The sequence below is a fragment of the Fodinibius halophilus genome (genome assembly GCF_011059105.1).
Taxonomy (GTDB): domain Bacteria; phylum Bacteroidota; class Rhodothermia; order Balneolales; family Balneolaceae; genus Fodinibius; species Fodinibius halophilus.
On the sequence record NZ_JAALLS010000004.1, the window covers coordinates 90,185 to 116,482 of the forward strand.

The following is a 26,298-nucleotide window of genomic DNA, read 5'->3' on the forward strand; positions in this document are numbered from 1 at the left end:
TTTCATTAATCTTTTGCCCTCGCTTCTTGGGTATAATGTGAAGCAACATTTTTATAATTTCAGTTAACAATTGAAGTCTGGATTCTAAAAACTCTTCATCTATTTCTTTTCACATCTTAAAATACCACCCTCTGCACTCACGAGCAGAGCCCAAGGCATATTCATAGAATCGAGCCTGATCGAGTTTAGATTTCCTAGAATATCCTTCTGCAATATTTGCACTAACAGAACCTGCTGAACGATATAGTTGGTCACAAGAGGAAATAAGTATTTTGTTTTGTGCCAGTTCAGAAATATCATTCCAAGCTATATCTGACAAAAATAATGAATATCGGTATACATTCATATTCCATAGAGGATCCGCAGTTAGTTCTTCCGGTATCTCATTAATCCACTCTCTATACTTCATAATTCCTAAGGTAATATTTTAAGTGAACCGACACGCGATACGTAATACGCAATAGGTGTCAGTAATCAAAATTCCATTTTAGATCTATCCCTTGCCGAATACCATTGCCCTGGCGAATAAGTAGTTTTAGATCTTCGCGCAGCATATATTCAAGCAAAAAGCTGGTATCCGGGGTAGAACCGGTTATTACATTTTGAATTGCCAAAAAAACCTTGGGATTTAAATACCAGCCTGTCGTTATTTGAGTGCCACTTTCTTCGCCCACCTGTATATTATCAATTTTAACCACATCAATACCCAGCTTTTTCGTTGCCAAGGCCCCTACCCTATCCAGTAATACATCAAGGGCCACATTGGCTGCCGAGGCATTCCCTGAGCCGGCAACTACTTGCTTCCATGAATTAAGGGCATAGAAAGGTTGTCCAAAGATGGTATAGCTTATAATATTTTCCAGCTGCATTGTGGGACGACTCTTGTATTTAAATTTGGGATTTTCTACCGTGCCCTCAATGATGTACCAAATCGTAATATCTTCTTGCGTTTGTGGGGGCTTATATTTTGTTCGTATCATAAGTTCGGGGTTCATAGGATCTCCTGAAAAAGTTACTTCCCCCTCTTCTAAATTAAACCTTTTACCGAAAGGACGCGCATACCCGCTGGGCGTTGTTATTGTTCCAAAAAGATCCAGCGATTTTGCTTTCTCCTTCACCAGGTCTAAGCCCCCATCCAGTTCAATCTCCATATCCAGATACCGTTTATTACGGATATAAAACCTTCGGTCAAAAGAAACATTCATATCCAAAGCAAGCGAATCATAGATACTAACATTTTTTTCAGGTTTAGCAAGCGTATCGAGCTGGACCGTTTCAACCGATTTTTCCCCGAAGTTTTGCAACTGTAAAAAACCACTGACAAAATCCAGGTTCCCCGATATTTTAGGCTGATTTACCTTACCCTCAGCATGGGCATCTAAATTAATTACCGCGTTGTACTGATCGGTATTGGCAATTCGAAAATTTTGTCCCTTCACATCTATATCTATTGCACCCGGCCTCATATTCATAAGTTCAACTTTTCCGCTTGCGCTCATTGTGCCCTTATCGCTTTTGGCAGAGAACTGTTCCAGCTGAATCCGATCCGGCTCAAAGTTGAGCGTAGATTGTACGTTCCGAACCGTTATGCCAGCCGGAACTATGCGAAATGATCCATTACGAAATACTAATTGACCATCGGCTTTTAGATCTTCCAGCACCCCGGTAACCTGTACTGACCCATTCAGTTCCCCTTTTACTTTTCGGAATTGCCGGCGATCTAAAAAATCATTGACTGCAGCCAAATTAAAATTGTTTGTCTCTGCCTCTACCGATATTGAATCCTTTTTACCGGGCAGATCTACTTTGAAAGTCCTCATATTGATATAAAAAGGAAGCTTCGCATCTATTTCTGCTGCCTTTTGCTGTAGTGATGAAACCGATGCATCAAGTTCAAGCTCCTCTTCATCATGACTATAGTCTAAACCTGCGGTTACCGAATCCACAGAAACTCCAGAAAGTATTGCTTCACTCAATGTTGCATCGGCAGCAAAACGAGGATTCCCGGCTTTGCCGTCAAGGGTTCCCCGAAAAGAAAATAAGCCGGTAGTATTTGTAATACCTGCTTCTGCAAAGATAGAGCTAAACCTATCAATAGAAATTTTACGAATATTCATAGTACCGCTTACCGGTTCATCAAAAAATTGTACAGGTAAATTTTCGGGATCACCCAACTGAAATGGCAAATTGGCTTTACCGGTGATTAGCTCCTGTTTATCGTGTCTCACAGAAAGGTCCCCCTGAAGGCGCTCGTCAGTAATATTTGCATTTACCAACAGGGTATCAAAACTGGTCTCTTTATACTCTACATCCGATAACACCATCTGCCCTTGGGCGTTGAGCATAGTGTCTTCCCGGACAAACTCCATACGCCCTGACAGCAATCCTTTAAAAAAGGTTTTGCCCAGCAAACAACTCTGTACCACAGCCGTATTCAGTGATTTCCCATGGATTAAAGCCTCTTGTCGATTTGCATTCAGTACCGGTATCGCCATCTCAAAGAAAGCTCCATCGCCCGATGACACCCGCATCTTCTCCATTCGAAGGGTATCACCAATCAACGTGACATCAAAAGGAGCCTCAAGACTTAGCATGCGATAATCACTGATGATATTATATTCGCGGGTCCTAACCCGAATAGAGTCTGTTGCAACCTTGTATTCACCCGATTGTTCAATTCGTCCCTCATTGGGACTTGAAAACTGAAGATCAAACTGCCCATTGGTAAGAGAATCGGAATAAGCGCCCTGGGTTTGAAGCCCTAAATCCTGTATTGTAAATCCTGAAAATATGGGTCCTTCCAAGTCCACATTCAATTTATAATCTACCCCCTCATGCATACGCATATTCAATGCCCCTTTTGCCCTATCTGCTGCAAACAACTGCCCGTAGGTGGCATCAGTAAAATCGAAGGTTCCCATAAACTGCAGGTCATCTCCATTAACAGGGCGCAAACGACCGTCGACCCTTCCTTGCGCTGCTAAATCCTCAACATCTGTCAAAGGTGCCAGCGCATTCATATCTTTTAACTGCAGGGCAAGGGTAAGTTCATTCTCCGAATCATACTTCCGCAGCACATTTATTCGTCCCTTTAAGGAACCTTCTGCAATAGTACTCTTTAGCTGCGTACTGTCAATTATTGCCACCGTATCCTTCAGAGCCAGGCGGCCAGAAAAATTTCGCAACAATTCTCCATTTACCAATGAAGAATCGATATCTACCGAAGCATCTAACTCGAAATTTCCTATAGTATTTCCTTCTCCTTTACCGGATACCCTTGCATTAATAGCTGTTGGAAAATCGGGGATCCCCATTAAAGCAGCAATATCCAGCTTACGGCTTTTAACTCTATAATTATATGCCGGAGTTTGAGATATGTTTTCTATTTCGGTCATTACCGTCAGCTCTCCTTCTCGAATATCAAACCGACCATCCAACGATACATCGCTACCACTCACCTGCCCTTCCATGGTACCTTCTGATATTGGCTGGCCCATCAGCTGACTGTTATTAATTCTCAGAAAATAGTCCCATGACTGCTCTTGGGGATACCACCCCTCTCCTGATATTTCGGAATTGAATGACATATCTCCCGCATAGGTAGTATCCCCTGTCCAATAACCGGGATTAAAATGGTCGCCCTGAAGCTGTACTCCAACAATTGGAAAGTCTGACCATACCCGCTCTGCATTAAAATTAGCAGCCAACTTCTGCTCTCCCGCCTTGAGTTCTAAATCAAAAGTAGCATTCGCATCATTAAGTTTCCCGTCTCCTTTAAGCTGATCAATATTGTAGGACGCATAATTGATATCATGAGCAGTAACCTGAAGCGCGCCATATCCACTTTGATAATCCCCAAAAGGTACGCTCCCACTAAAATTGGCATTCAATTGAGCCAAAGCCGGCAGTGTTGTATCAGCAAACAATATCGCCGGGTCAAAATTTGTGATATCTGTCGAAAGTTTTTCCAGCACAATGCCTTTATCCCAATGCAGTTGACTGGTGAGGGTGAGCTTTTGGAGCCCCTCGGCCTGCATATCCAGGGTAGTCTTAAGCTGTTCGGGACTGCCTTCTAATCCTATACTAAACAGAATATTTTCGCGCAATGGCATTCCTTCTGCATAGGTTACAATATCTTTCCATGAAATCGGGGAGGCCTCAACATTTAGTTGACCGGTTGAATCTCCGGGGGTTAGCGATCCCGAACTCTGTATCATCGTGCGGCTGGTTGCCAGCACCAACTTCTCCAGCGACAGTTTCTCTGCATCAACCGATGCGCTCGTAGCCACTTGCAATGGATCTGACAACTTGCTTTGATACAGTTTAAACGACAAATCGCGCAAATTAACATTGTAGTACGGCTGGTTGTAGCTCCCACTACTTGCAATCCCCAATTCTTTAACCATAAAGCTATCCAAAGGCAGTAAACTGTCGGACTTTACCGACAGGATACCATTATGCAATTGAAAATTATTGACATCAATGGCCCACCCCATCCCACCCGATGTAGTATCGGCTGACTCTTTAAGCAAATCCTGAATATTCCATCGGCCCTTTTCTTCATGCAGCTTTAAATTGGGATGGGAAATATCCAGTTCCGAAATATCAATTGTACCCCCAGCCAAAGCCCAGATATTATAAGCTACGTTAATTGAATCTATGGCTGCAAGAGAATCTCCATTTTGTTTTAAATAAAGATTTGAAATTTTCATCTCCTTCCACAGATCACCGGAAAGTTCTCCTATAGTCAGTTCTCCCCGGATCTGTTCATTCGCAGAGGTAACGACCGTATCTTTGACCCAATCTTGAACAAGTGCTGTTTTTAGTGACAGTCTTAGCAGCAGTAGTAATACAGCTATTCCACCCAGGGTCCATAACAGGCGTTTACCCCACCTCTTCAATCTGCTATTTTTTGTAGATTCTGCTGTCATTAAAATGCTTGTCCTATACTTACATGTATACCAATCCTATCCCAGGCACTACCAAAATCTTGTCCGTTATATCGATTTAAATCTTTATCAGTAGGATTGATCTTATATCCTATATCAACCCGTATTGGTCCTAATGGAGATTCATAGCGTAATCCTCCCCCGGTGCCAAACTGTAGGGGTCTTGTATTCGTACGGTGGAAAGTATGCCATACCTGCCCGCCATCCAGGAAAAAAGCAATACCCAATCCATCCAGAAAAAAGTTAAGCTCTTGTCTGAGCTCAATATTAAAACCTAACATGGCGCGTCCTCCCCGTGGAATGTACTGCTGAAATCCCTTACTGTCTGTTTGGGCACGTTTAGGCCCCAACTGTTGACGATACCATCCCCGAACCGAATTTGTACCTCCCAGGTAAAATCGGATATTATTGGGCAAAGAGTCTGACGGGACGTTATACAGCGCTCCCCCCTGGAGACGCATTGCCAACATAGTAGTATTAGAAAGTCGTGTAAAACGCCGAACATCAGCCGATAGTTTTTGAAACTGAAAGCTGGCCAGCCCAAACAGGCCTGAAAATTCTAAGTAGGGTTGAAAAACCCATCCTTTCTGCTCCCGCCCCAATGTTTGGTTGTAGTATCCGCTGAACTGAAAAGAAGATAGATCATACTCCAATGTCGTATCAGGCAAACTACTGTTATATCGCTGTGAAAGCTCTTTATTTTTGGTAAACTCATATGAGCCTGAAGCCGTTAAATTTTCGGTATAACGATAGATTAAGCTATTGGTAATACCGGCTCGTAACAGTTCATAATTGTTTTGCAAAAGATGTTGGCCGAATGGAGATATAGTAACACTACTCTTGGTGTTATAAATGTAGGGGAAAAGGTAATCCACCCGAAAAGACTGCTCTATAAAAGAACCATGTGCGGTAGTTGTTAAACGATGTCCCCGCTGGGTTACATTTCGGTGCTTCCAGCTTGCTTGTCCACGCAAATACTCTTCCGTTCCAAAACCGGCCATTAGCTCTACAGACCGCAGTTTATGCTCTCGCACGCGCATCTGTAGGTCCAAGGTAGAATCTTGAGACTGCTCGGGGATGCTAATAGTAACAAATCGAAAAAGGTGGTGATTGAACAACTCTTGCTGAGCTACTCTCAGCTTTTCTAAACTATACCGTTCTCCTTTTTTGAGATCGCCTTCTCTCAAGACATATTTCTTAGAGATATTTTCAGCTCCCTCAACCGAAATATCATTGATATATGTTCTTGGTCCCAGATCCCCCTTAATAGTCACATAAGCTGCGAGCTTAGACGTATCAATCCTTGCATCAACTGAAACCTGTGCATAGGCAAAACCGAGGTTTTTAAACACATCAGTAAACTTACCAATCACTTCTGGTTTTCTAATTGTTTCGTACCGCTTGCCTTTGCGATATGCCTGCTTCTTTTTAACTCGTTGGAACGATTCATCTGCCTGGATTTCCTCGGTATCAACACCATTTGTATGCAATTTATAGTCCACCGACTGAATCCGGATAGGGAGCTGCTCATCAATTTCAAAAACAACTTTCTTTTTCCAGGATTTTTTTCCCTCCTCGATACGATAACTGACCTCCACATTAACAAATCCGCGCCTTCGATAGTAATTCTGTAATCGAATGACATCTTTTTTAAGATTTATCTCATTAATTGCGTATCCGGTTTGATCCCAAAAAGAAAGTTTCTCCCAAAAGGTCGGTTGTTCAGTAGCAACCTGTTCCTTCAACACCACCGCGGGGTATTGGGTGTTTCCTTCGAACCGTACTTTCCAAACCTGGTCGGGGATACCGGCATCCTGGGCAACAGCCTCCGGTATTGGCAAAAAAAACATCCCCATAAAACCCATTAAAAAAAAGTAAAAACGTCTTGGAGCCATTGAGTTAGCAGGCAAGGTTGAAAAATAGAATTCCTTAAATTTTGTATCGAATAATAAGATATTGGGCGAATGCATCAAAAAGAGACTTTAATAATAGTACGTAAAGGAAATAAGCATTTTTGAGTGGCTATTTTTTCATTACCTTTTCTTGCTCATTCAGGAATCTAAAATATACTTTTATGACTTCTCGGAGCTCTGGCATTCTATTGGGTTATTCACTGTTCATACTTTCACTATTGCTGATAAGCTGTAGCAGTTCGGAAGAGTTTAGCGGTTTTTCATACGATCCCGAAGGCGTTACTGTTACTACAGATAAGGAGATCCAACCCCAACATAAACGCAGAATTGGTGTTGACGGGGGATCAATATGGGCCAGCAATGAGTTTGCCGGGGCCCGGATGAGTGACTTTTACCAGGTTAATGACACTTTATATCGTGTGGTAATTGAACCTGAGAATCATCCGATTAATAACAGCCCTTGGTACGCTTTTAAGATATGGAGCGACACCAATAAGACCATCGATCTGCAACTAAAATACAAGCATGGCAAACACCGGTATATCCCTAAGCTCAGCAATAACGGCAACCAATGGCGCCCCATAGACACTACCAAGGTGCGCACCGACACCACGACCGGCACAGCAACTTTTGAGCTTAAGGTGTCAGCAGAACCCCTTTGGATTGCGGCACAAGAACTTCTTACCTGGCATAGTTATCGCCGATGGGCAGATTCACTGGCCTCTCAGCATTGGGTAACCCTGGATACTGTTGGATACTCACACCAACAACGCCCCATAGTTAAAATGAATATTACCCAAACAGAAAAAGACCAATCTCGGGGCGTATTGATTATCACCGGTCGTCTTCATCCACCGGAAGTTACTGGGGCCTTGGCGAGCCAAATCTTTATCAATGAACTAACCGCTGATACCCCGCTGGCTTCACAATTTCGCAGTGAATTTGAAGTCTGGGCCTATCCCTTTGCTAACCCCGATGGCGTACAACAGGGACACTGGCGCCATAATGCCGGAGGGGTTGATCTTAACAGAGACTGGAAATCTTTTAACCAGCCGGAAACGAAAGCTATTAGGGATGACCTGGCACAAATAAAAGATGACACCCTCCGCAAGGTCTATTATGGTATTGACTTTCACTCTACAGATGAAAATATCTTTTATCCCATAAACCGCGAGATCGATACTTTTCCGGATGATTTTACTTTTCATTGGATCGACAGCCTAAAGAAAGCTTTTCCAGACTATCCTGTTGAAGTAGAAGCTTTTGACACCAGCTCTCCCATTACCAAAAACTGGATTTATCATACTTTCGGGGCTGATGGGGTGACCTATGAACTAAATGACCGGGCGAATCGGGATAGCCTCCGGACCGTCACCCAAAAAAGTGCCCGGATTATTATGCGTCAACTTTTAGACGAAAAGAAAAAACGGAAAAAACCGACTAAATAACCAAAAATTCATGGTTCCTTCATCTTTGATTCTTAAGCTTAGTATCGCGCTTAAAGAACGATGAGCTACCATGAAACACGACCACAGACATCAACACCAGCACGGCAAAGGCCAAACAGAGGGTCGCCTATGGATTTCAATTGGGCTTAACCTAACTATAACCTTAGCAGAATTTATAGGTGGTATTGTTTCCGGAAGTCTGTCTCTACTTTCTGATGCTCTGCACAATCTCAATGATACCGCCTCTCTGGGCATCAGCCTGGTAGCCCGAAAAGTCTCTAAGAAAGAGGCCAACACCGATAAGACGTTTGGCTATAAACGAGCTGAAATTATTGGTGCTTTTGTCAACCTCATCACGCTGGTTATCATTGCCCTTTTCTTAATAAAAGAAGGAGTCGAACGATTTTATAATCCCCAACCCATCGATGGGATGGTGATGTTTGTTGTGGCAATTATTGGCCTTTTGGGGAATGTGATTACAGCTTTGCTCCTATCCCGCAGCTCTAAAGAAAATATCAATATTCGCAGTGCCTATATACATATTTTATCCGATGCCTTTTCTTCTGTCGGTGTTATTTTAGCTGGTATTCTTATCATAGAGTTTCAACTCTATATTATTGATACCATCCTCACTCTGGTTATTGCAGGCTACATTCTCTGGCAAAGCTATTACATGCTGCAAAAAACCATAAACATTTTGATGGCAAGTACACCTGCCAATATCGTAATCCCCGAAGTTAAAGATGCAATGACAGCTATTACCGGGGTGCGCAACATTCACCACCTGCACGTTTGGCGTCTGGATGAACAACATATTTTGCTGGAAAGTCATGTCGTAATTGATAAGGATGATATGACGGAAATGGAAGCTATAAAATCGCAACTTAAAACTCTGCTGGGAGCCAATTTTAATATCCATCATTCTACACTGGAGTTTGAATTTGAACCCTGTAAGGAATACGCCGAGACCCCCAATAACTAAGCTGGACCTATGATCAAAAAAGCCGTTACCATAGCACTGATATTGTCTGTACTGGGCTCGCTGGTTCGTTTTGCAATGCCTCTTACATGGTATATTGCCAACTATGACTACATCACTTCTGAACTTTGTGTAAACAGGGACAATCCGGACATTGAGTGCGACGGGATGTGCCAGCTCGAAAAGAAGATGCATGAACGACAAGAAAAACAGGCACAGGAAGTGCCTCACCAGCGAGTAGATCGGCAAGCACGAATCTTACTGTTCTTTACTGACACTGTACCCCCTGTTCCAAACTTCAGCAGGGCCGGCCAATCTATACATATTGCAAATATAAAAGACTATTCTCTCTGGCTTTCAGAGCCCCCCTCCCCTCCTCCCCAAATTGGTTAAGGCGAACAACATCTCACTTCTCTGTCAATTTTAGTGGCAATATATAGTCATAACGACAGAACTATAATCGCGAACCAATTTTCAAGCAATACCAGAACTATGAATATTATAAAATACACAACTACTGCTATACTACTTTTGTGCGCCATTAGCACATCATTAGCACAACAAACAGCCACCATTAATGGACAGGTTTTCAATGAAGAAAACAATAAACCGCTCCCGGGTGTAAACGTAATCATTAAAAATACCAACAACGGGGCTTCTACTAACAGCGAAGGTAAATTTCAGCTCTTAGAAATAAGCCCGGGATCTCACACTGTTATTTTCTCATTCATTGGTTTTAAAAAAGTAACCAAAGGTGTGCAGCTGTCGGCCGGCGAAATGATGGAACTGGAAATACAATTAACACCCCAAGCCATGCTCTTAAATGGCATCCAGGTTACGGCCCTGCGTCCCGACCAAATTGCCGAAGCCAAGATGAAAGAGGCCGATGTCAAAGAAGCAAACCCAAGAGATTCCGGAGAACTGCTTCGGAATATTGCCGGCGTTGATGCCGTGCGGCGTGGTCCCGTTGGTCTTGATCCCGTCATTCGTGGATTACGAGAAACAGAGGTCGGTACTTACCTTGACGGTACCCGTATTTTCCCCGGCGGACCTGCCCGCATGGACTCGCCCCTCAGCCACCTCGACCCTACCGCTATCAAAAAAATTGAAGTGGTCAAAGGCCCGTATGCCCTCACCTGGGGTGCCGGCAATATGAGTGCCGTCCATGTTGAGACTCAACCCCTCAATACGGTAACCCAAGTATTTGGCGGAACGGTATCCAGCGGATACGACTCGAACCTCGGAGCTATTGAAGAAGCGGTATCGGTACGGGGCAGTACCGGCAAATTTGGCTATTGGGTACACGGCGCCTGGCGCGAAGGCGATGATTTTGAATCCGGCAATGGTACTCGAATTCCGGGCAATTTTTTATCCAGAGAACTACGGGCTAAGCTTGGCTATGCCATCACGCCCAATTCCTATGTAAATATTTCGGTGGGATACCAAAACCAGGAAAACCTTGATTACCCCGGCCGCCTGCTTAATGCCGACTTTTTTGATACCTATAACTATTCGGCTAACTGGGAATGGACTCCTGAAAACGGCATCCTCAGTTCATTAAAGGCGCAAGCCTATATTAACAATGTCGACCACGGCATGGATAACGATGGAAAGCCAACGGCACAGGCCGACGCCAATCGTATGCCGCCATTTCCGTTAGACGTCACTGTTGATGCACAGGCGCATGTAACCGGCGGAAATATCATGGCAGAGCTCAATCCCGCTTCTTCATGGAAGCTGGAAATAGGAACAGATATCTACAGTGCCAATCGTGACGCCGTACGGACTATTGATCGACGTAACGAAGGCATGAAACCCGCCATGTTTCCACTTGTTGACCAGATGTGGCCCGATGCTACCATCACCGATCTGGGGCTATTTACGAAAGTGAAGCATTCTTTTACAGATCGGCTGAATGCGACCTCCACCGTTCGGCTGGACCTGGTATATACCGATGCCGGACCAACCAGCGACTTCTTTGCCAATAATGTGGCTACCGATCTAAAACAATCCGAAACTAATCTAAGCGGTTCATTCACGCTCAACTATATTGCCAACAAACAATGGACAATAGGAGCCGGGCTTGGGTCGGTCGTCCGAACTGCTGATGCTACAGAGCGCTACTCCGATCGTATTCCGGCCAGTAAAGCACAAACCAGTGCCGAATTCGTCGGAAATCCATCACTTGATCCTGAGCGCAGCACCCAAGCTGATTTATGGTTGGATGCCGCCTACAATTCCTGGAACCTATCCGTTAATCTATTTGGTCGACAAATTGATGATTACATCACTTTTGAGGCTACCAATCTTCCAAAACGACTCCCGCTAAGCCCTGATACGGTATTTCAATATATTAATGGCAAAGCGCGTTTCTGGGGCGTGGATCTTTCAGCCTCTTACCGAATCACCAATGAACTGTCAATTAATAGCGGAGCCCATTACCTTTGGGGCACGGATGTATCGTTAGATGAACCGGCACTAGGGATCTCTCCCTTTGGCATTGATGGTGGGCTTCGCTACGAGTCGGCCCAACGACCTTGGTTCGTTGAAAGCAGCTTCCATTGGACCTCCGAGCAAGATCGTGTAGCAATCACCCGTGGTGAAACACCAACAAATGGATATATTACAACGGATATAAAAACCGGGCTAACTGTTTGGAACCGGTTATCGCTGCAAGGCGGTATCAAAAATCTGACGAACGCCCAGTATGTGAATCACCTGAATGCCAAAAATCCTTTTACCAAGCAACCGATTCCGGAACCGGGTCGCGTATTTCATCTGGATATCACCTATAAATTTTAACCTTGCAATCACTAACCCATTTTTATGAAAAATACTGCAATTAAGTTATTAATTGCTTTTTCTACAGCGATAATTCTGGCCTCGTGTAACAGCGGGCCAGAGCCGCTGTATGACTTAAGTGACACTTCTTATCCACTGCGTAATATCGACAGCAGTCGCGTTTATTTTCCCGACGACTTTGAGGGAGAAATTTCGGTTATCAGCTTTATTTTCACCCACTGCCCGGATGTGTGTCCCGCTATTACTGCTAATATGAGTAACATCCAGCGAGGCCTTAAAGATACTACGGATATTCAGTTTATTGAGATCTCTTTCGATCCACAACGTGATACACCCAGTGTTCTAAAAGCCTATAAAAAGCGTTATAAATTGAACGATCAGTTCACCTTTTTGACCGGACAGCCGGAAACAGTGGATTCATTGCTCAAAAAAATGGAAATTGTAGCCGTAAAAACATTTTCGGATTCACTGGTTCAAGACAGCAGCAACTATAACATGCGCCATTCCAATACCATCTATCTTATGGATAAAAATGGACGCATACGTGCTGAATATCCGGCCAGTGTTATTCCGCCAGAACATGTCATTGAAGATATTCAAAGCCTACGTAACCTATGAGATTACCTGACCCTATTACGTTTATCCTTCTTGTAAGCTGTGTTCTATTTTTGGGATGCAGCTCAGAATCTAAATCAGAGAAAAGTACCAATGAGGTTATTCTGGGAAAAGTAGAGCTTGCTAACGGCTGGGCTCGACCGGCTGCAAAAGGACAAACAAGCAGCATCTACCTGGTCATCACCAACGGTACGGCCTCTCGGGATACCCTATTGGGTGCCAGCAGCCCTATTTCCGATGTTGTAGAGCTCCATCAATCCATTCAACACGACGATGGAACGATATCGATGGAACAGGCTGGTAATCAGGTTATCGCGGCCGGTGAAAAGCTAAACCTCGAGCCCGGCGGATATCATCTTATGCTGAAAAACATAAACAGAGAGCTTACTGTAGGTGATTCACTCTCGGTAACGCTCAACTTTGCCCGTGTTGGTTCTAAAACCATAACAGTACTCACAAAGACTCAACAAAATTAAGCTTACAATTTATGCTTCAATATATACTTTGGTAAAAAGAAGCTAAACTTCCTATAAATACAACACAGCAAAATTTCGATATCACTCTTCCCTTTCAAAAGTAATATCCGAGGTAATATTTGTTGGGCCATAGCCAACCGACTTTTAACAATCAATACTTGTATCTTAATTACTGTATAATATTTTAGACCCGTAGATCAGTAGGATTGATATTACTGTCAAAGATTTCAATTAAAATGACGCCAACCATACTATCACCTTTGCAACGGTAACAGCAGGTACTTTCCCAAAAAAACAAAGCATCCCAACCTTCCAACCTTTATGTTAGAAAGCTTTAATTATACATTGTACTGATATCTATACTTCAAATTTTGACCACATTTTATTACTCTATGGGGCTAAAAAAAGCAATAGGAAGGAATAATGCTTAATAGGTTCGTTGGTATCTGATGCCAATAAGAAACGTCTAAACGTATCATCATACATTGCAAAATACCGGTAGGATATGAAAAGCCGTATTGAATATTCTCAGCAGTTATTTTCGGTCGCTGACTTTCCCCAAATAATGGGAAAATCGAACGGGGATATTGCACATTATGAAGACAAGCAACAATTTATTAATGACAACAAGCATCAATCCACGGTGCTTACCTACCGTAAGTTGAGTGATGATATCCTGTTGCTGCATCAGCAAACGGAATGCCACAGGGATCATCGCATCCATTTTACTCCGCAACACCGTAAACGGCATTACCAGCTTAAATTTCTACTAACGAGTAACAATACGATTCAAATTCGTAAGAATGGGGACTGCTATGATATTTTTCAAGGATTTATGACCTTGTATAATAATACGACGGGCTATACTATTGACTTGCCCAAAGGCTTTGCCAAAGAAAGTTTACAGGCGATTATCAGTCACCGGTTTCTTGATCAGTATGTATCGCCCCAGTCGGTTCAAAACAAAATGTTGTATGACACACTCACCCAACAATCTGATCAGCTTTTTGTCTTACCGAAGGCTCCGTCTCCAGTCAAAAAGAAGCTTATCCAAATTGCAGACCAGCTGAACAGATCTGAGGATCAGAACCCACCGAATCTGCGTCTGCTCAATATTATGAGTACCATGCTGGTGCAGCTATTCCAAATGGATTTGCCCCATGTAGATCAGTCCTCAGGTATCGATAATCTGAAAGAAAATGTGGCCCACCGGGTAGCCGAGTACCTGGAAAGCCGCCTTACCTACTCTTTCCCGGGTATGGAATTTCTGGCGACCCAGTTCGGTATCTCGGTATCCGGATTAAAACGGCACTTTAAGCGGGCCTTTGCAACCACTCCATTCCAGTACTACCGAGATAAGCAGATGCAATTGGCCCGTAACAAGCTGAAGAATACGGATAAAAACGTGGGGGATATTGCGCAACATATGGGCTTTGATGATTCCTCAAACTTTATTCGCGCATTTAAGGCCGAATTTGATATTACGCCCGGGCAATACCAGCAGCAACAGGCTGCCAAACACTAAAAAGGAGATTTAAACCAACTTTTGTAAGCAATAGATCTGCCATCCCCCCCACGGACACACTGTACCCAAGGCTATCTAAAAAGACCAAATGAAGGTCATACCCCTTAAATAACCGATCTCCCTAAATCTCTCTTATAGACAGTACTCGGTCACAGCTCCGGGAAGAACTTTAGGAATTCTCAATTTAACAAACGAGTTCTTCCGTGGAGAATGAAGACAAGAGGATTGACCAATTCGGTATGATAATCCTTTTTTCCAATCTCCTAAATCCCTCTTCTCCAAGAGGGACTTTGTAGATGCCCATTCCATGCATCAGAATCTATGAAGTAAATCTAACATCCATTCGCATTTTTACTTCTCCGTCGTCTTAACGTACCGGACCGCAAAAAGCTGCCTTATCCTCCGCTACCCCCTTATATGACTCCCCGACCCATCACTATACATGGTGGGCTTATCTGACTATCGTAATTTGAGCTCATTTGGATATATTTCTTTGCCCGTAATTTCTTTTCTTATCCCAAGAAATTAGGCAGTATGTTACGTAGGCTATAATATAAACGGCAATTACGGTAGTAAAGGATACACTCATTTTCTGTGGGATTATTTGGTCATGCAGATTAGCAGTACAATAGGTAAAATATCATCACAAACCCCCTCTGCACGCTATTAAAATATGACCGTTTGTTGCTAAAACAAGGTGAGCAGTTCGCCTTCTAAGGATGCCGGCGTTACTATTGCTGTTGGCTTTTACAAAAAAACAAAGAGACGGTTTTTCACATGTACAACAATAGTCAGTATCATTTTATCTTTTCTACGCGTAATAAGCTCATTTCTTGTATCCAGTACTTAATAAAACCTCTGGTATTTTTGGTGGTCATACTTTGCGGGATATCATCAAACCTATATGCCCAAACAGATTATACCTCATCCTTATCCGGTGGCGACAATCCTCTAAGCAGTATACCCGAAACTGCAAGTGGAGTTATTACTGGTGACTTTGATAATGATGGAGATGTCGATGTGTTAGCATTTGATGACAATGGCAATTTCGATTCATACAACTTTTACGCCAATGATGGCTCAGGGACATATTCTGTAGTTACCGGTTCTTCTAACCCCTTTGATGGAATAGCCGCAAGTGATATTTTTTTCGTAGGCGATCATACCTATGTAGCAGATTTTGATAATGATGGCGACCAGGATATTTGGGATTATCGAGGCGAGAATGCTAATGATGATCAAAATATCTATCTGGAAAACACCGGCGGCAGCTATACCTCTTCCAAATCGGGAGGAAGCAACCCGCTTTCAGCCATTCCTGATGCTGACGGTGGCGTTATTGTCGGCGACTTTGACAATGATGGAGATGTCGATGTGTTAGCATTTGATGATGATTCGTATTCCTCATTTAGTTTCTACGCCAATTATGGCTCAGGATCATTCTCCAAGGTTACCGGATCCTCTAACCCCTTTGATGGAATAGCCGCAAGTGATATTTTTTTTACAGCAGACAATACTTTTGTAGCAGATTTTGATGGCGATGGTGACCAAGATATTTGGGATTATCGAGGTCAAACCAGTGGGGATTCACAAAATATTTATCTGGAAAATACCGGCGGCAGTTATACCTCTTCGAAATCCGGAGGAAGCAATCCTCTTTCAGGAATACCTGATGTTGCAACCGGCGTTATTGTTGGCGACTTCGATGGTGATGGTGATATTGATGTATTGGCGTATGATGATGATACCTATACCTCATTTAGTTTCTACGCCAATAATGGCTCAGGATCATTCTCCAAGGTCACCGGATCCTCTAACCCCTTTAATGGAATAGCTGACGGGAACATTTTTTATGCAGCAAGTAATACCCTGGCAGCTGATTTTGATAACGACGGGGACCAGGATATTTGGGATTATAAAGGAGATACTTCCAATATCTATTTAAAAAAACAAGGTAGTCCCAACACTGCTCCTACTGATATCACCCTTAGCTCCAATTCCATTAACCAAAGCGATGGCACAAACGCTACCGTAGGCAACTTAACAACCACCGATGCCGATGGCGGCGACACCCATAGCTACAGCTTGGTTTCAGGGACAGGAGATACAGACAATGGCAGCTTTAACATCAGCGGCAGTGATTTACGAGCCAATGACGCCTCAAACCTGCCATCCGGCAGTTACAGCGTTCGCATCCAAACGGATGATGGCATTGATACTTATCAAAAAGCCTTTACCATCACCGTGAATGATGATTTGGCGCCAAGTTATGAAAACAGCACGCCTTCGGTTTCGGGCACAACCGTATCCCAAACCACCCTTACCGTACGGTTAAATGAAATAGGCACTGCTTATTATGTGGCCGTACCCGACGGGGATGGGGCACCCAGTGCATCCCAAGTAAAAAATGGCCAAAACAGTAGTGGAAGTGCAGCTTTAGCCAGTGGCAGTATTAATATCAGCTCCGCCTCCCAGGATTTTACCGATGACATTACCGGTTTGAACTCCAATACCGCTTACGATATTTATGTGGTGGCCCAGGATGATGAAGGTACGCCCAACCTGCAGGGCAGTGCCACCAAAGTGGATGTGACCACACTTAATGCAGCTCCCACTTTCACAAATCTGGCTGATGCCGTGGAAACCACCGATGAAGATACCGGAGTGGAAATCCTATTTTCGAGCATTATTGGCCAGTCGGATGCAAACGACAGCGATGGAACGGTAGATGCTTTTGTGGTACAATCGATAAGCAGTGGAACGCTTACCATCAACGGTTCGGCTTATGCTGCAGGAACCAACGATGAGATAACACCCGCCAAAAGCGGCAACTGGACGCCCGATGCCGATGCCAATGGGACCCTCAACGCCTTTAGTATCACCGCTAAAGATGACGCAGGAGCAGAAAGTTCGACTGCCGTACAAGCCCAAATAGATGTGACCGCGGTAAATGACAGTCCGGTAATTACCAGCAACGGCGGCGGAGCAACGGCATCCCTAAATATTGCAGAAAATACCACCGCTGCTACCACCGTAACGGCCAGCGATGCGGATGGGGATAACTTGGCCTTTGCCCTCTCAGGTGGAGCCGATTCGGCACTCTTTACGATTGACCCCAACTCCGGTGCCCTTACATTCAGCTTAACCCCGGATTACGAGTCCCCCAATGACAATAATAACGACAATGTGTATGACGTTACCGTAAGCGCATCCGATGGTAATGATACAGACAGCCAGGATATTTCGATAACCGTAACCGACGAAAATGAAGCGCCCACATTTACGGATGGAGCCACTACCACCCTTTCGGTCAATGAAGATGACGGGGCCACAGCTATTAACAACCTGCTGGAAATTACCGATGATGACAACGGGAACACCCTTAGCTGGAGCGTGAGCTCTGCCCCGGCTAAAGGATCGCTCAGCGGGTTCCCAGCCAACGAGACCTCCAGCAACGGTTCGGTTACCCCAAGCGGGCTCACTTACACTCCCAATGCCGATGCTACCGGCAGCGACAGTTTCGATATTCAAATTTCCGACGGAACTACAAGCAACACCATTACTGTCAATGTGGATATCAATGCTCGTCCAACAGTAACGATTACCTCTGCGGAATCAGATCCCACCAATGCCGCATCCTTCGATGTAACAGCCACATTTAATGAATCTGTTACCGGCTTTGACGCTTCCGATATTACCGTTGGCAACGGCTCAGTAAATAGCGTATCCGGTTCAGGAACAACCTATACTATAACTGTCAGCCCAACGAATGACGGTTCCGTAACTGTCGACATTCCTGCAGGCGGAGCCACCGATGGCGCCGGCGCCGGTAATGAAGCTGCATCCCAGTTTAGTATCACCTATGACGGAACCCCACCGGCTGCTCCCGCTTCATTAGATCTTGCCTCAGGCAGCGATACCGGGGATTCTAATACCGATAATAATACCAACAATACCACATCCACGATCAATGGCACGGCGCCGGCCAACACCACCGTCGCCATTACATCTGACCAAGATGGGCAGCTGGGGACAGCAACTGCCGACGGAACGGGCAACTGGAGCTTCACGCCCGGTACTGCGCTTTCGGAAGCGAACCATAATATTACGGCCACTGCAACAGATGCAGCGGGCAATACGAGCAGTTCTTCGTCTGCACTTTCAGTCATTATCGACACCAGCGCTCCCAACGCCCCTGCTACCCTTGACATGCTGGCCGGCAGTGATACCGGCGATTCGGATTCCGACAATATTACCAGTAATGATACACCTGCCATCAGCGGTACGGCTGAAGCAAACAGTATTATTGAAATAAACAGTGATAAAGATGGCAGCCTCGGCACCACTACAGCCAACAGTTCCGGTGACTGGAGCTTTACGCCGGGTAGTGCTATTACGGAAGCTACCCATGCTATAACAGCCCAGGCTACTGACGCCGCGGGCAACACGGGCAGCAGCTCTTCGAGTCTGTCCATCACGGTTGATAAAACCAGTCCCACTACGCCGGCCGCCCCAGACCTGCTGGCCGATAGCGATACCGGGGACTCCGATACGGATAACCAAACAAATGATACCACTCCTGCTTTTAGCGGCAGCACTGAGAGTAATGCCTTTATTTCATTAAAAAGTGATCAGGATGGTGTTATCGGTTCTGCCATTGCCAACGGTTCAGGTGACTGGGAGATCACTGCATCTACCTTAACCGAGACCACCCATAACATTACCGTCATCGTAACCGATCAGGCCGGAAACAGTACCACCTCTGCCCCGCTAAGCCTGGACATTGATGTTACCGCTCCTTCTTCTCCGGCAATACCTGACCTCGCGTCCGGAAGCGACAGCGGCACTTCTTCAACAGATGACCTGACCAACAATACCACACCCACGATTAATGGCACGGCGCCGGCCAACACCACCGTCGCCATTACATCTGACCAAGATGGACAGCTGGGGACAGCAACTGCCAACGGAACGGGCAACTGGAGCTTCTCACCCAGCACAGCACTTTCGGAAGCGACCCATAATATTACGGCCACGGCATCAGATGCAGCGGGCAACACTTCCTCGTCATCCGGCAATTTCGCTATTACCATTGACACCTCAGCGCCACAACTTACGGCAAGCACGCCCTCCGATGGGGCCACCGATGCCAACTACCAAACCGACCTTATACTTACTTTTGATGAAGACCTTGTTGCCGGTTCTGCGGGCAATACCAGTATCGATATATATCTGAGCGACGGTACCCTGCACGAATCCATTGATGTGAGCCAGGCCACCATTACGGCTAATGAAATTACAGCCGATATTAATACCGACCTTACGCCAACCAAAAGCTACTATGTGCTGGTTGGATCAGATGCCCTGATTGATAAAGCCGGAAATGTATACCCAGGTATCAGTAGTTCCGGTACTCTTACATTTACTGTCGATAATACGCCCCCTACTGCTAGTAACGATACTAAAAGCACAGATGAAGAAAATAGTGTGACGGTAGATGTGCTCAGTAACGACAGCGATAGTGAAGGCAGTGTCGATCCCTCTACCGTAACGGTCACTTCTGCCCCTGCAAACGGCAGTACCAGCGTCAATGCTACCTCCGGGGAAATTACCTATACTCCCAATACTGACTTTAGCGGCAGCGACTCCTTTGAGTATACCGTGCAGGATCTCCAGGGTGGTCTTTCGCAACCCGCTACTGTGACCATCACTGTTAACGGCGTAAACGATGCGCCCGTAATTACATCACCATCCTCGGTATCCCCCGATGAAGATACCGGATTTGCATTTAGCGGATCTAATACAATTTCACTTACCGATATTGATGCCGGCACCGGTACCCTTTTGGTTAGCCTTACGGTCAACAACGGTACCCTAATGCTGGGGACCACCTCACATATTACTTTTACCAGCGGCACCAACGGCAACAGCAGTTGGGAAATATCGGGATCACTCAGTGACCTTAATACGGCCCTTGCTAGTCTCAGTTACACAGGCAACCAAAATTTCAACGGTTCTGATGAACTGAACATGCTCGTTAATGATCAAGGAAATACAGGAGCAGATCCCGGCCTCAGCGGCGATGCATCCAGTGAAGAAGATAAAGCAAAGATATCACTGAATGTACAACCCGTGAATGATGATCCGATCTTTAGTTCCAGTCAAACAGCCAACATCGATGAAAATAGCACCGGTGTAATACTGGATGTGAATGCCACAGACGGTGATGGCGGAGCCGATGATGCCAATATCAGTTATGCTATAAGCGGTATTGACAGCGCGCCATTCAGCATTGATAAAAGTTCGGGTATCCTCTCGCTCAACAACCCTCAGAATTTCGAAGCGCCGGGCGATGCCAATCAAGATAATAACTATGAATTTACCGTTGATGCCGATGATGGTGTGAATACGGTATCACAAACCATTACCGTTTCAATAAATGATATACGTCCCGCCATGGCCGACCAATCGGTAGGAAGTGTGGACGAAAACGCAAGTAACGGCACCGTTGTGGGAACTATTGTTACCACTGATGATACACCCACTCAATTTGTTATTAGTAGTGGAAATACAGATGACGCGTTCCAAATAGATAACAGCGGGCAAGTTTTAGTTGCCAACCAGAGTGTAATCGATTATGAAACAAAAAATCAATATGACTTTACGGTTGAAACGAATGACAAACCATCAGGAAATGGTATTTCAGCAGTTATTTCGCTCACTATTAATGATGTAGATGAAGCGCCTGTATTTATCTCTGAAACTTCCGTGGACTTCCCCGAAAATAGTTCCAATCCGGTTATTGATGTTGAAGCAAATGACGGCGAAGGCAACAGCGCTGATAACAATATCACCTACAGCTTAAGCAGTGCTGATGATAGTTCTTTGTTTACTATCGATACACAAAACGGAGTGCTCAGTTTTTCTTCTGCCCCTGATTTTGAGCAGCCTTCAGATCAAGATGGAAATAACGAATACCTGGTTCATATCAAGGCTGATGATGGAAATAAAAGTACCATGCAGACCTTAACAGTGACCGTTACTGCCGTAAATGATGCACCAAAAATCAGCGGTGTGCCGGATACGAACGTTGATGAAGATGCTCTCTATAGCTTTACGCCCAAGGCCCAAGATCCCGAAGATGACGAACTGACGTTCGTAGTTGCCAACAAGCCCGACTGGGCCAGCTTTGACCCCGCTTCGGGCGAACTGTCCGGAACCCCGACCAACGACAATGTCGGTACCACTACAGGAATTGAAATTACCGTATCCGACGGCAATGGCGGGTCGGCCGCGCTGGCAGCCTTTGATCTTGAGGTAGTAAATACCAACGATGCTCCGGTCGTCGACCAGGGTATCCAAGACCAGTCTGCTACACAAAATACATCCTTTACATTTACGATCCCGAACGATGCATTCAGCGATGTAGACACTGGCGATGTATTATCACTCTCAGTATCGGGACTACCTGACGGATTAGGTTTTACTTCTTCTAATAGCACAATAACCGGTACACCCACAAGTACTGATTTGGGAAGTAATACCATCCAGGTAACTGCTACTGATAAATCCGGTGCAACAGTTAGTACCTCTTTTGAGTTGAGTGTCACTCCAGAGACCCCGGGTCAAGTTGTGCTTGCAACACCAACAGATGCAAGTATTGATGTGGGGTTAACTCCTGAACTACAATGGAAGGCGCTCTCCTCGGCTCGTACCTATGAGTTACAGCTGTCGACCTCAAAAGGTTTTGCAAAAGGAGACATTGTTATCAACAAAAATAATATATCACAAAACAACCTCACAGTATCAACCGATTTAGACCGCAATACCACCTACTACTGGCGAGTGCGGGGACACAACTACAGTGCTACCGGTGATTGGTCAAAGGCCTTCAGCTTTACTACCATACCAGAAGTACCGCAAAAAGTTGTATTAAAAAATCCTGCCAACCAGGAAACTGATTTACCGGTGCTACCGACATTACAGTGGGCAGCAGCGGATGGTTCTGTTACCTATGATATTCGTGTAGCCCGGGATAATACTTTTAATGATGTTGTTGTTTCCAAAGAAATTACGGAAATGAGTTATGCTATTAAACAGTCCCTCGATTTAGCCACTACATATTACTGGCAGGTCCGTGGTACAAATACCGGGGGTAATGGACAATGGTCTGATACTTTTACCTTTACGACTATTCCACAGGTACCCGAACAAGTTTCTCTGGTCTCTCCAACTGAAAATGCCGGAAGTATTGCCCGAGATGTAACCCTAAAGTGGGATGATGCCGTAAGAGCAGATTCATATGCGATAGAGATAGCAACTGACCAAAACTTTACCGATGTGATTACTGCTGTAGCAGATCTGTCAAATTCACAATATCTACTTAAAAGAAACTTACAAGATAACACCCAATACTTTTGGCGTGTACAGGCCAGCAACAGCGGTGGAACCGGCAAATGGTCAAAAGTATGGTCATTTACAACCAAAGCAACAGCTCCGCAACTTACTTTCCCCGGCCAACAAGAGGAAGGAATAAGTATTGCTCCGCAGCTTGCCTGGAGTGCAGATTATGAAGACACTCGGTTTCATCTGCGAGTAAGCAGTGTCCAGAATTTTAAAACACTTGTTATCGATACCCTGCTTAATAATAGTAAGTTCAGCTTAACAGGTTTAGAAACTAACACAACCTATTATTGGCAGGCACGAGTTGAAACTGAAGCAACAACCGGTCCGTGGGCTGCTGTGCAGAGCTTTACCACCCGGACCCCTCCACAGGATGATACCGTTGACCAGGAAATTGTCTTTGGTGATAATGGACAAGACAGTGGAGATCAACAATTAGACAAGTTTGACTACCGGCTTGTAGGCCTGCCCGGCAGCAAGGTTATATCCGTTGAAGATCTTTTTGAAGGGGAATACGGTACCAACTGGAAGGTGTTCAAAGATGATGGTTCAGCTGAAGACTTTTTGGTTGAGCACTCTCAGAAAAACCCGTTGTCATTCCGAACAGGCAATGGGTATTGGGTCTTAAGTAAGAACGCAGTAAATATTCAAGAGAACCTTGCAACCGTAGAGATATCTGAGAATGACACCTATAGCTTAACGCTCAATCCCGGCTGGAATATTGTCAGCAATCCATTTAATAAAGTGGCAGACTGGAATCAGGTACAGGCTTTTAATAACCAATCGATGACGTTATATGCATACGAGGGAAGCTTTTCTGAAGCTACCGAAATGGTTCCTTTTAAAGGGTATTATGTGTATAATGATTCTGATGCTACATTAGCGTTGTCCATCCCTTATACCAGCTTAGCAAAACGAGGCTCCCAATCATCCCCAAAGAAAAAGAAAGCGGGTACGCAACGCTCCATTACGCTTTCCATTACCGGGGCAGAACAGAATATAAGTTCAGCCTTGAATATTGTCTATCCCCAATATTCTGCGAAGAAAGATAGCTTGAACCAGTATCATCCACCGTTAGAGCTAAGTAAGTTTGGAGCAACGTTTGTTGAAGAGAACAATGGATATCGCAAACAGATGCTGAAAACCCTGGCTGACTCTTTCGACGAGAAACGTAATCACTATAAGGTGAGTATTAAGTCGACGAAACAAGAAATAATCCGTTGGGAAGCAAATATTCGGGGACTTGATAAGGGTACTGCTGTACTTGTGGTGGATGCAGAAGAAGGTCGTACGCAGATCCTTCACCACGGGGAGCAATACCCTTTCATGTCGGTTGCAGGGTATAAGACCTTTGATCTGTATATCGGCTCTGAGGATGAGCTATCTACTATCAAAGATAATTTAACACCACACGAAATTACCCTTAAGCAAAACTATCCAAATCCTTTTAACCCAACAACGACCATTCAGTTCGGCCTGGACAAAAAAGATGATGTACAGCTTGAGGTCTTTGATATCCTGGGCCGAAAAGTACAGACACTAGTAAACGAGACCCGTTCAGCCGGATGGCATAAAGTTTCTTTCAATGGCAGCCGAATGGCCAGCGGCACCTATTTTTATCGCCTGGTGATTGGCCAGCAAATTAAAACCCGAAAAATGATTCTCATCAAATAAACAGCTATTTATGACTATGAATCTTAATAAACCTCTACTGTGGATTGTTGGCTTTGTGCTGCTATCTTTTCTTGTTTCTATCAATGTGGTAAAGGGGCAAGATACTACAGACTTTGAGTTAGTTGGCGACCCTCAAAATTCAGCACTTTCACCTATTGTTCAACATATAAAAGAGATAAAAAAAGGCATCAATACCGATGCCGGTTGGCGAGATTTTTCCCTCTCAGGAGAGCATCCTGCTATTGGGCGATTAAATGCTCTGGTTGACAAACAAAAAATTTCGACATTACGCATTCCCACTAAATTGCAGTTGCTGAATAAGGGCGCTGACTCTTTTGAAGTGCGAAATTTGTATGCTAAAACAGCACAAACCGATACTCTGGAGCATAAGGAGTTGGTACTCACTTTTAATAATGATGCACAGCTAGTTGATGCCAAGCTTGGGCAGGATGTTCACAACTATCAACTTGCTCTTGATCGTAACATCGTCGCTTCTTCTGCCGAACAGCGAGTTGTTGAAAAACATTTGCGCAGGTTTCAAAATGCTCTTGCAGAACAAGATACAACCCTCATCCGGGACTATTTGGCATCAAATGCGTTGATTGTAAAAGGAAATATTGCCCGCTATTATTTTAACGATTCATTGGGTCCATACTATCAATATGTGAAACGATCACCGGAATCATATAATCGTACAATCGTAAATAACTCTGGTAATGCTACCCTGAAAATTAATAGCCTTACTGTATACCGACACCCCTTTTTGCAGCAGGTCTATATTGCTACTTTTCAGCAACGGTGGAATAGCCCACAATACTCAGATCTAGGAAATGTGGTAATGGTCTTCAATTTGCAAGGGGAACCCATGATCCAACTACGTTCGTGGCAGCAATTTCCTTTTGAAACAGGATTCCTGGATTCAAGCAATGAGTTTATTACCAATATTCCAATTCCACTACTTGGCTCTCCAGCATATATCCCTTCTGCGTTACAGACTGCGCCTGTATCAAAAAAACAGGGAGAGACAAAGGGTAAAGGTTTTTTGGCAACACATAAAAAATTGCTGCTTATTTCGGCAGGTACCACGGCTGCTATTTCTATAGGAGCGGCCCTGCTTACCGGTGGTGGTGAAAGTAAGTTGCCAAATCCGCCCGGGCGACCATCATTTCGCTAAAATCACCTATTTTTTTGAAATGGATGGAGCAATAAACCCATCTAACTTATCGACTTAGATAGACCAATTTTCACCCTTCTTATTACGAACTTACAACTGGGGGTTGAAGAATAATTGTTTTTATAGGGACCTTTGCAAAACCAGGCAGTTATCCTGAATGTAATGAAGGATCTCCCTTTCAACGGCAGCAGATGGATACTGGAGATTCTTCGACAAGCTCAGAATGACGAAATCAAAGGTTTTGCAAAGCCCTCTTATAGGCTTTAGGATGACGAACCTTGCCTCCTTCATATGCAGTATACAGCAAATTCCCTGCCGTAGCTCCATAAATTCCTTCCCT

13 protein-coding genes are annotated in these 26,298 nt (G+C 44.5%); 10 read left to right on the plus strand and 3 right to left on the minus strand.

The window, feature by feature from the left end; all coding sequences use genetic code 11:
* Positions 1-109 precede the first annotated feature (109 nt).
* Genes G3569_RS04720 through G3569_RS04730 form a run of 3 tightly spaced genes read right to left on the minus strand, consistent with a single transcriptional unit; the run spans position 110 to position 6,805 of the window.
* On the minus strand, positions 110-409 hold the full coding sequence (locus G3569_RS04720) for a four helix bundle protein (protein ID WP_205720035.1): 300 nt from the start codon (positions 407-409) through the stop codon (positions 110-112).
* 58 nt (positions 410-467) lie between these two features.
* Positions 468-4,931: a translocation/assembly module TamB domain-containing protein gene (locus G3569_RS04725; RefSeq protein WP_205720036.1), complete on the minus strand. Its 4,464-nt coding sequence runs from the start codon at positions 4,929-4,931 to the stop codon at positions 468-470.
* Positions 4,931-6,805 (minus strand): BamA/OMP85 family outer membrane protein, encoded by a 1,875-nt coding sequence (locus tag G3569_RS04730; RefSeq protein WP_205720037.1) that lies wholly within the window; start codon positions 6,803-6,805, stop codon positions 4,931-4,933. Before G3569_RS04730 ends, G3569_RS04725 begins: the two co-directional genes overlap by 1 nt.
* A 218-nt stretch (positions 6,806-7,023) precedes the next feature.
* Here G3569_RS04730 and G3569_RS04735 point away from each other — a divergent pair, with 218 nt between their 5' ends.
* From G3569_RS04735 to G3569_RS18730, 10 genes are all read left to right on the plus strand, one after another.
* Complete coding sequence (locus G3569_RS04735; protein ID WP_165266603.1) at positions 7,024-8,310, plus strand: M14 family metallopeptidase; 1,287 nt, start codon at positions 7,024-7,026, stop codon at positions 8,308-8,310.
* A gap of 70 nt (positions 8,311-8,380) precedes the next feature.
* Positions 8,381-9,292: a cation diffusion facilitator family transporter gene (locus G3569_RS04740; RefSeq protein WP_165266605.1), complete on the plus strand. Its 912-nt coding sequence runs from the start codon at positions 8,381-8,383 to the stop codon at positions 9,290-9,292.
* 9 nt (positions 9,293-9,301) lie between these two features.
* Positions 9,302-9,682, plus strand: a complete 381-nt coding sequence (locus G3569_RS04745) for a hypothetical protein (RefSeq protein WP_165266607.1) — start codon at positions 9,302-9,304, stop codon at positions 9,680-9,682.
* A 99-nt stretch (positions 9,683-9,781) separates the two neighbouring features.
* On the plus strand, positions 9,782-12,091 hold the full coding sequence (locus tag G3569_RS04750; RefSeq protein WP_165266609.1) for a TonB-dependent receptor: 2,310 nt from the start codon (positions 9,782-9,784) through the stop codon (positions 12,089-12,091).
* Between the two features lie 24 nt (positions 12,092-12,115).
* On the plus strand, positions 12,116-12,709 hold the full coding sequence (locus tag G3569_RS04755) for an SCO family protein (RefSeq protein ID WP_165266611.1): 594 nt from the start codon (positions 12,116-12,118) through the stop codon (positions 12,707-12,709).
* Positions 12,706-13,182, plus strand: a complete 477-nt coding sequence (locus tag G3569_RS04760) for a copper chaperone PCu(A)C (RefSeq protein ID WP_165266613.1) — start codon at positions 12,706-12,708, stop codon at positions 13,180-13,182. Before G3569_RS04755 ends, G3569_RS04760 begins: the two co-directional genes overlap by 4 nt.
* A 505-nt stretch (positions 13,183-13,687) precedes the next feature.
* A complete protein-coding gene (locus G3569_RS04765) occupies positions 13,688-14,707 on the plus strand; it encodes a helix-turn-helix transcriptional regulator (RefSeq protein WP_165266615.1) in 1,020 nt (339 codons plus the stop codon).
* A 777-nt stretch (positions 14,708-15,484) separates the two neighbouring features.
* Entirely contained in the window at positions 15,485-24,784 is a 9,300-nt protein-coding gene (locus tag G3569_RS04770; protein ID WP_165266617.1) for an Ig-like domain-containing protein, read from the plus strand.
* Positions 24,785-24,800: 16 nt separating this feature from the next.
* Positions 24,801-25,958, plus strand: a complete 1,158-nt coding sequence (locus G3569_RS04775; RefSeq protein ID WP_165266619.1) for a hypothetical protein — start codon at positions 24,801-24,803, stop codon at positions 25,956-25,958.
* Between the two features lie 132 nt (positions 25,959-26,090).
* A complete protein-coding gene (locus G3569_RS18730; protein ID WP_276611302.1) occupies positions 26,091-26,225 on the plus strand; it encodes a hypothetical protein in 135 nt (44 codons plus the stop codon).
* The last annotated feature ends 73 nt before the right edge of the window (positions 26,226-26,298 follow it).

Coding starts and splice junctions, on each gene's coding strand:
- G3569_RS04750 (WP_165266609.1), top strand. CDS start 9,782: ATGAATATTATAAAATACACAACTACTGCTATACTACTTTTGTGCGCC.
- G3569_RS04740 (WP_165266605.1), top strand. CDS start 8,381: ATGAAACACGACCACAGACATCAACACCAGCACGGCAAAGGCCAAACA.
- G3569_RS04725 (WP_205720036.1), bottom strand. CDS start 4,931: ATGACAGCAGAATCTACAAAAAATAGCAGATTGAAGAGGTGGGGTAAA.
- G3569_RS04775 (WP_165266619.1), top strand. CDS start 24,801: ATGAATCTTAATAAACCTCTACTGTGGATTGTTGGCTTTGTGCTGCTA.
- G3569_RS04755 (WP_165266611.1), top strand. CDS start 12,116: ATGAAAAATACTGCAATTAAGTTATTAATTGCTTTTTCTACAGCGATA.
- G3569_RS04730 (WP_205720037.1), bottom strand. CDS start 6,805: ATGGGGATGTTTTTTTTGCCAATACCGGAGGCTGTTGCCCAGGATGCC.
- G3569_RS04770 (WP_165266617.1), top strand. CDS start 15,485: ATGTACAACAATAGTCAGTATCATTTTATCTTTTCTACGCGTAATAAG.
- G3569_RS04760 (WP_165266613.1), top strand. CDS start 12,706: ATGAGATTACCTGACCCTATTACGTTTATCCTTCTTGTAAGCTGTGTT.
- G3569_RS04735 (WP_165266603.1), top strand. CDS start 7,024: ATGACTTCTCGGAGCTCTGGCATTCTATTGGGTTATTCACTGTTCATA.
- G3569_RS04765 (WP_165266615.1), top strand. CDS start 13,688: ATGAAAAGCCGTATTGAATATTCTCAGCAGTTATTTTCGGTCGCTGAC.
- G3569_RS04720 (WP_205720035.1), bottom strand. CDS start 409: ATGAAGTATAGAGAGTGGATTAATGAGATACCGGAAGAACTAACTGCG.
- G3569_RS04745 (WP_165266607.1), top strand. CDS start 9,302: ATGATCAAAAAAGCCGTTACCATAGCACTGATATTGTCTGTACTGGGC.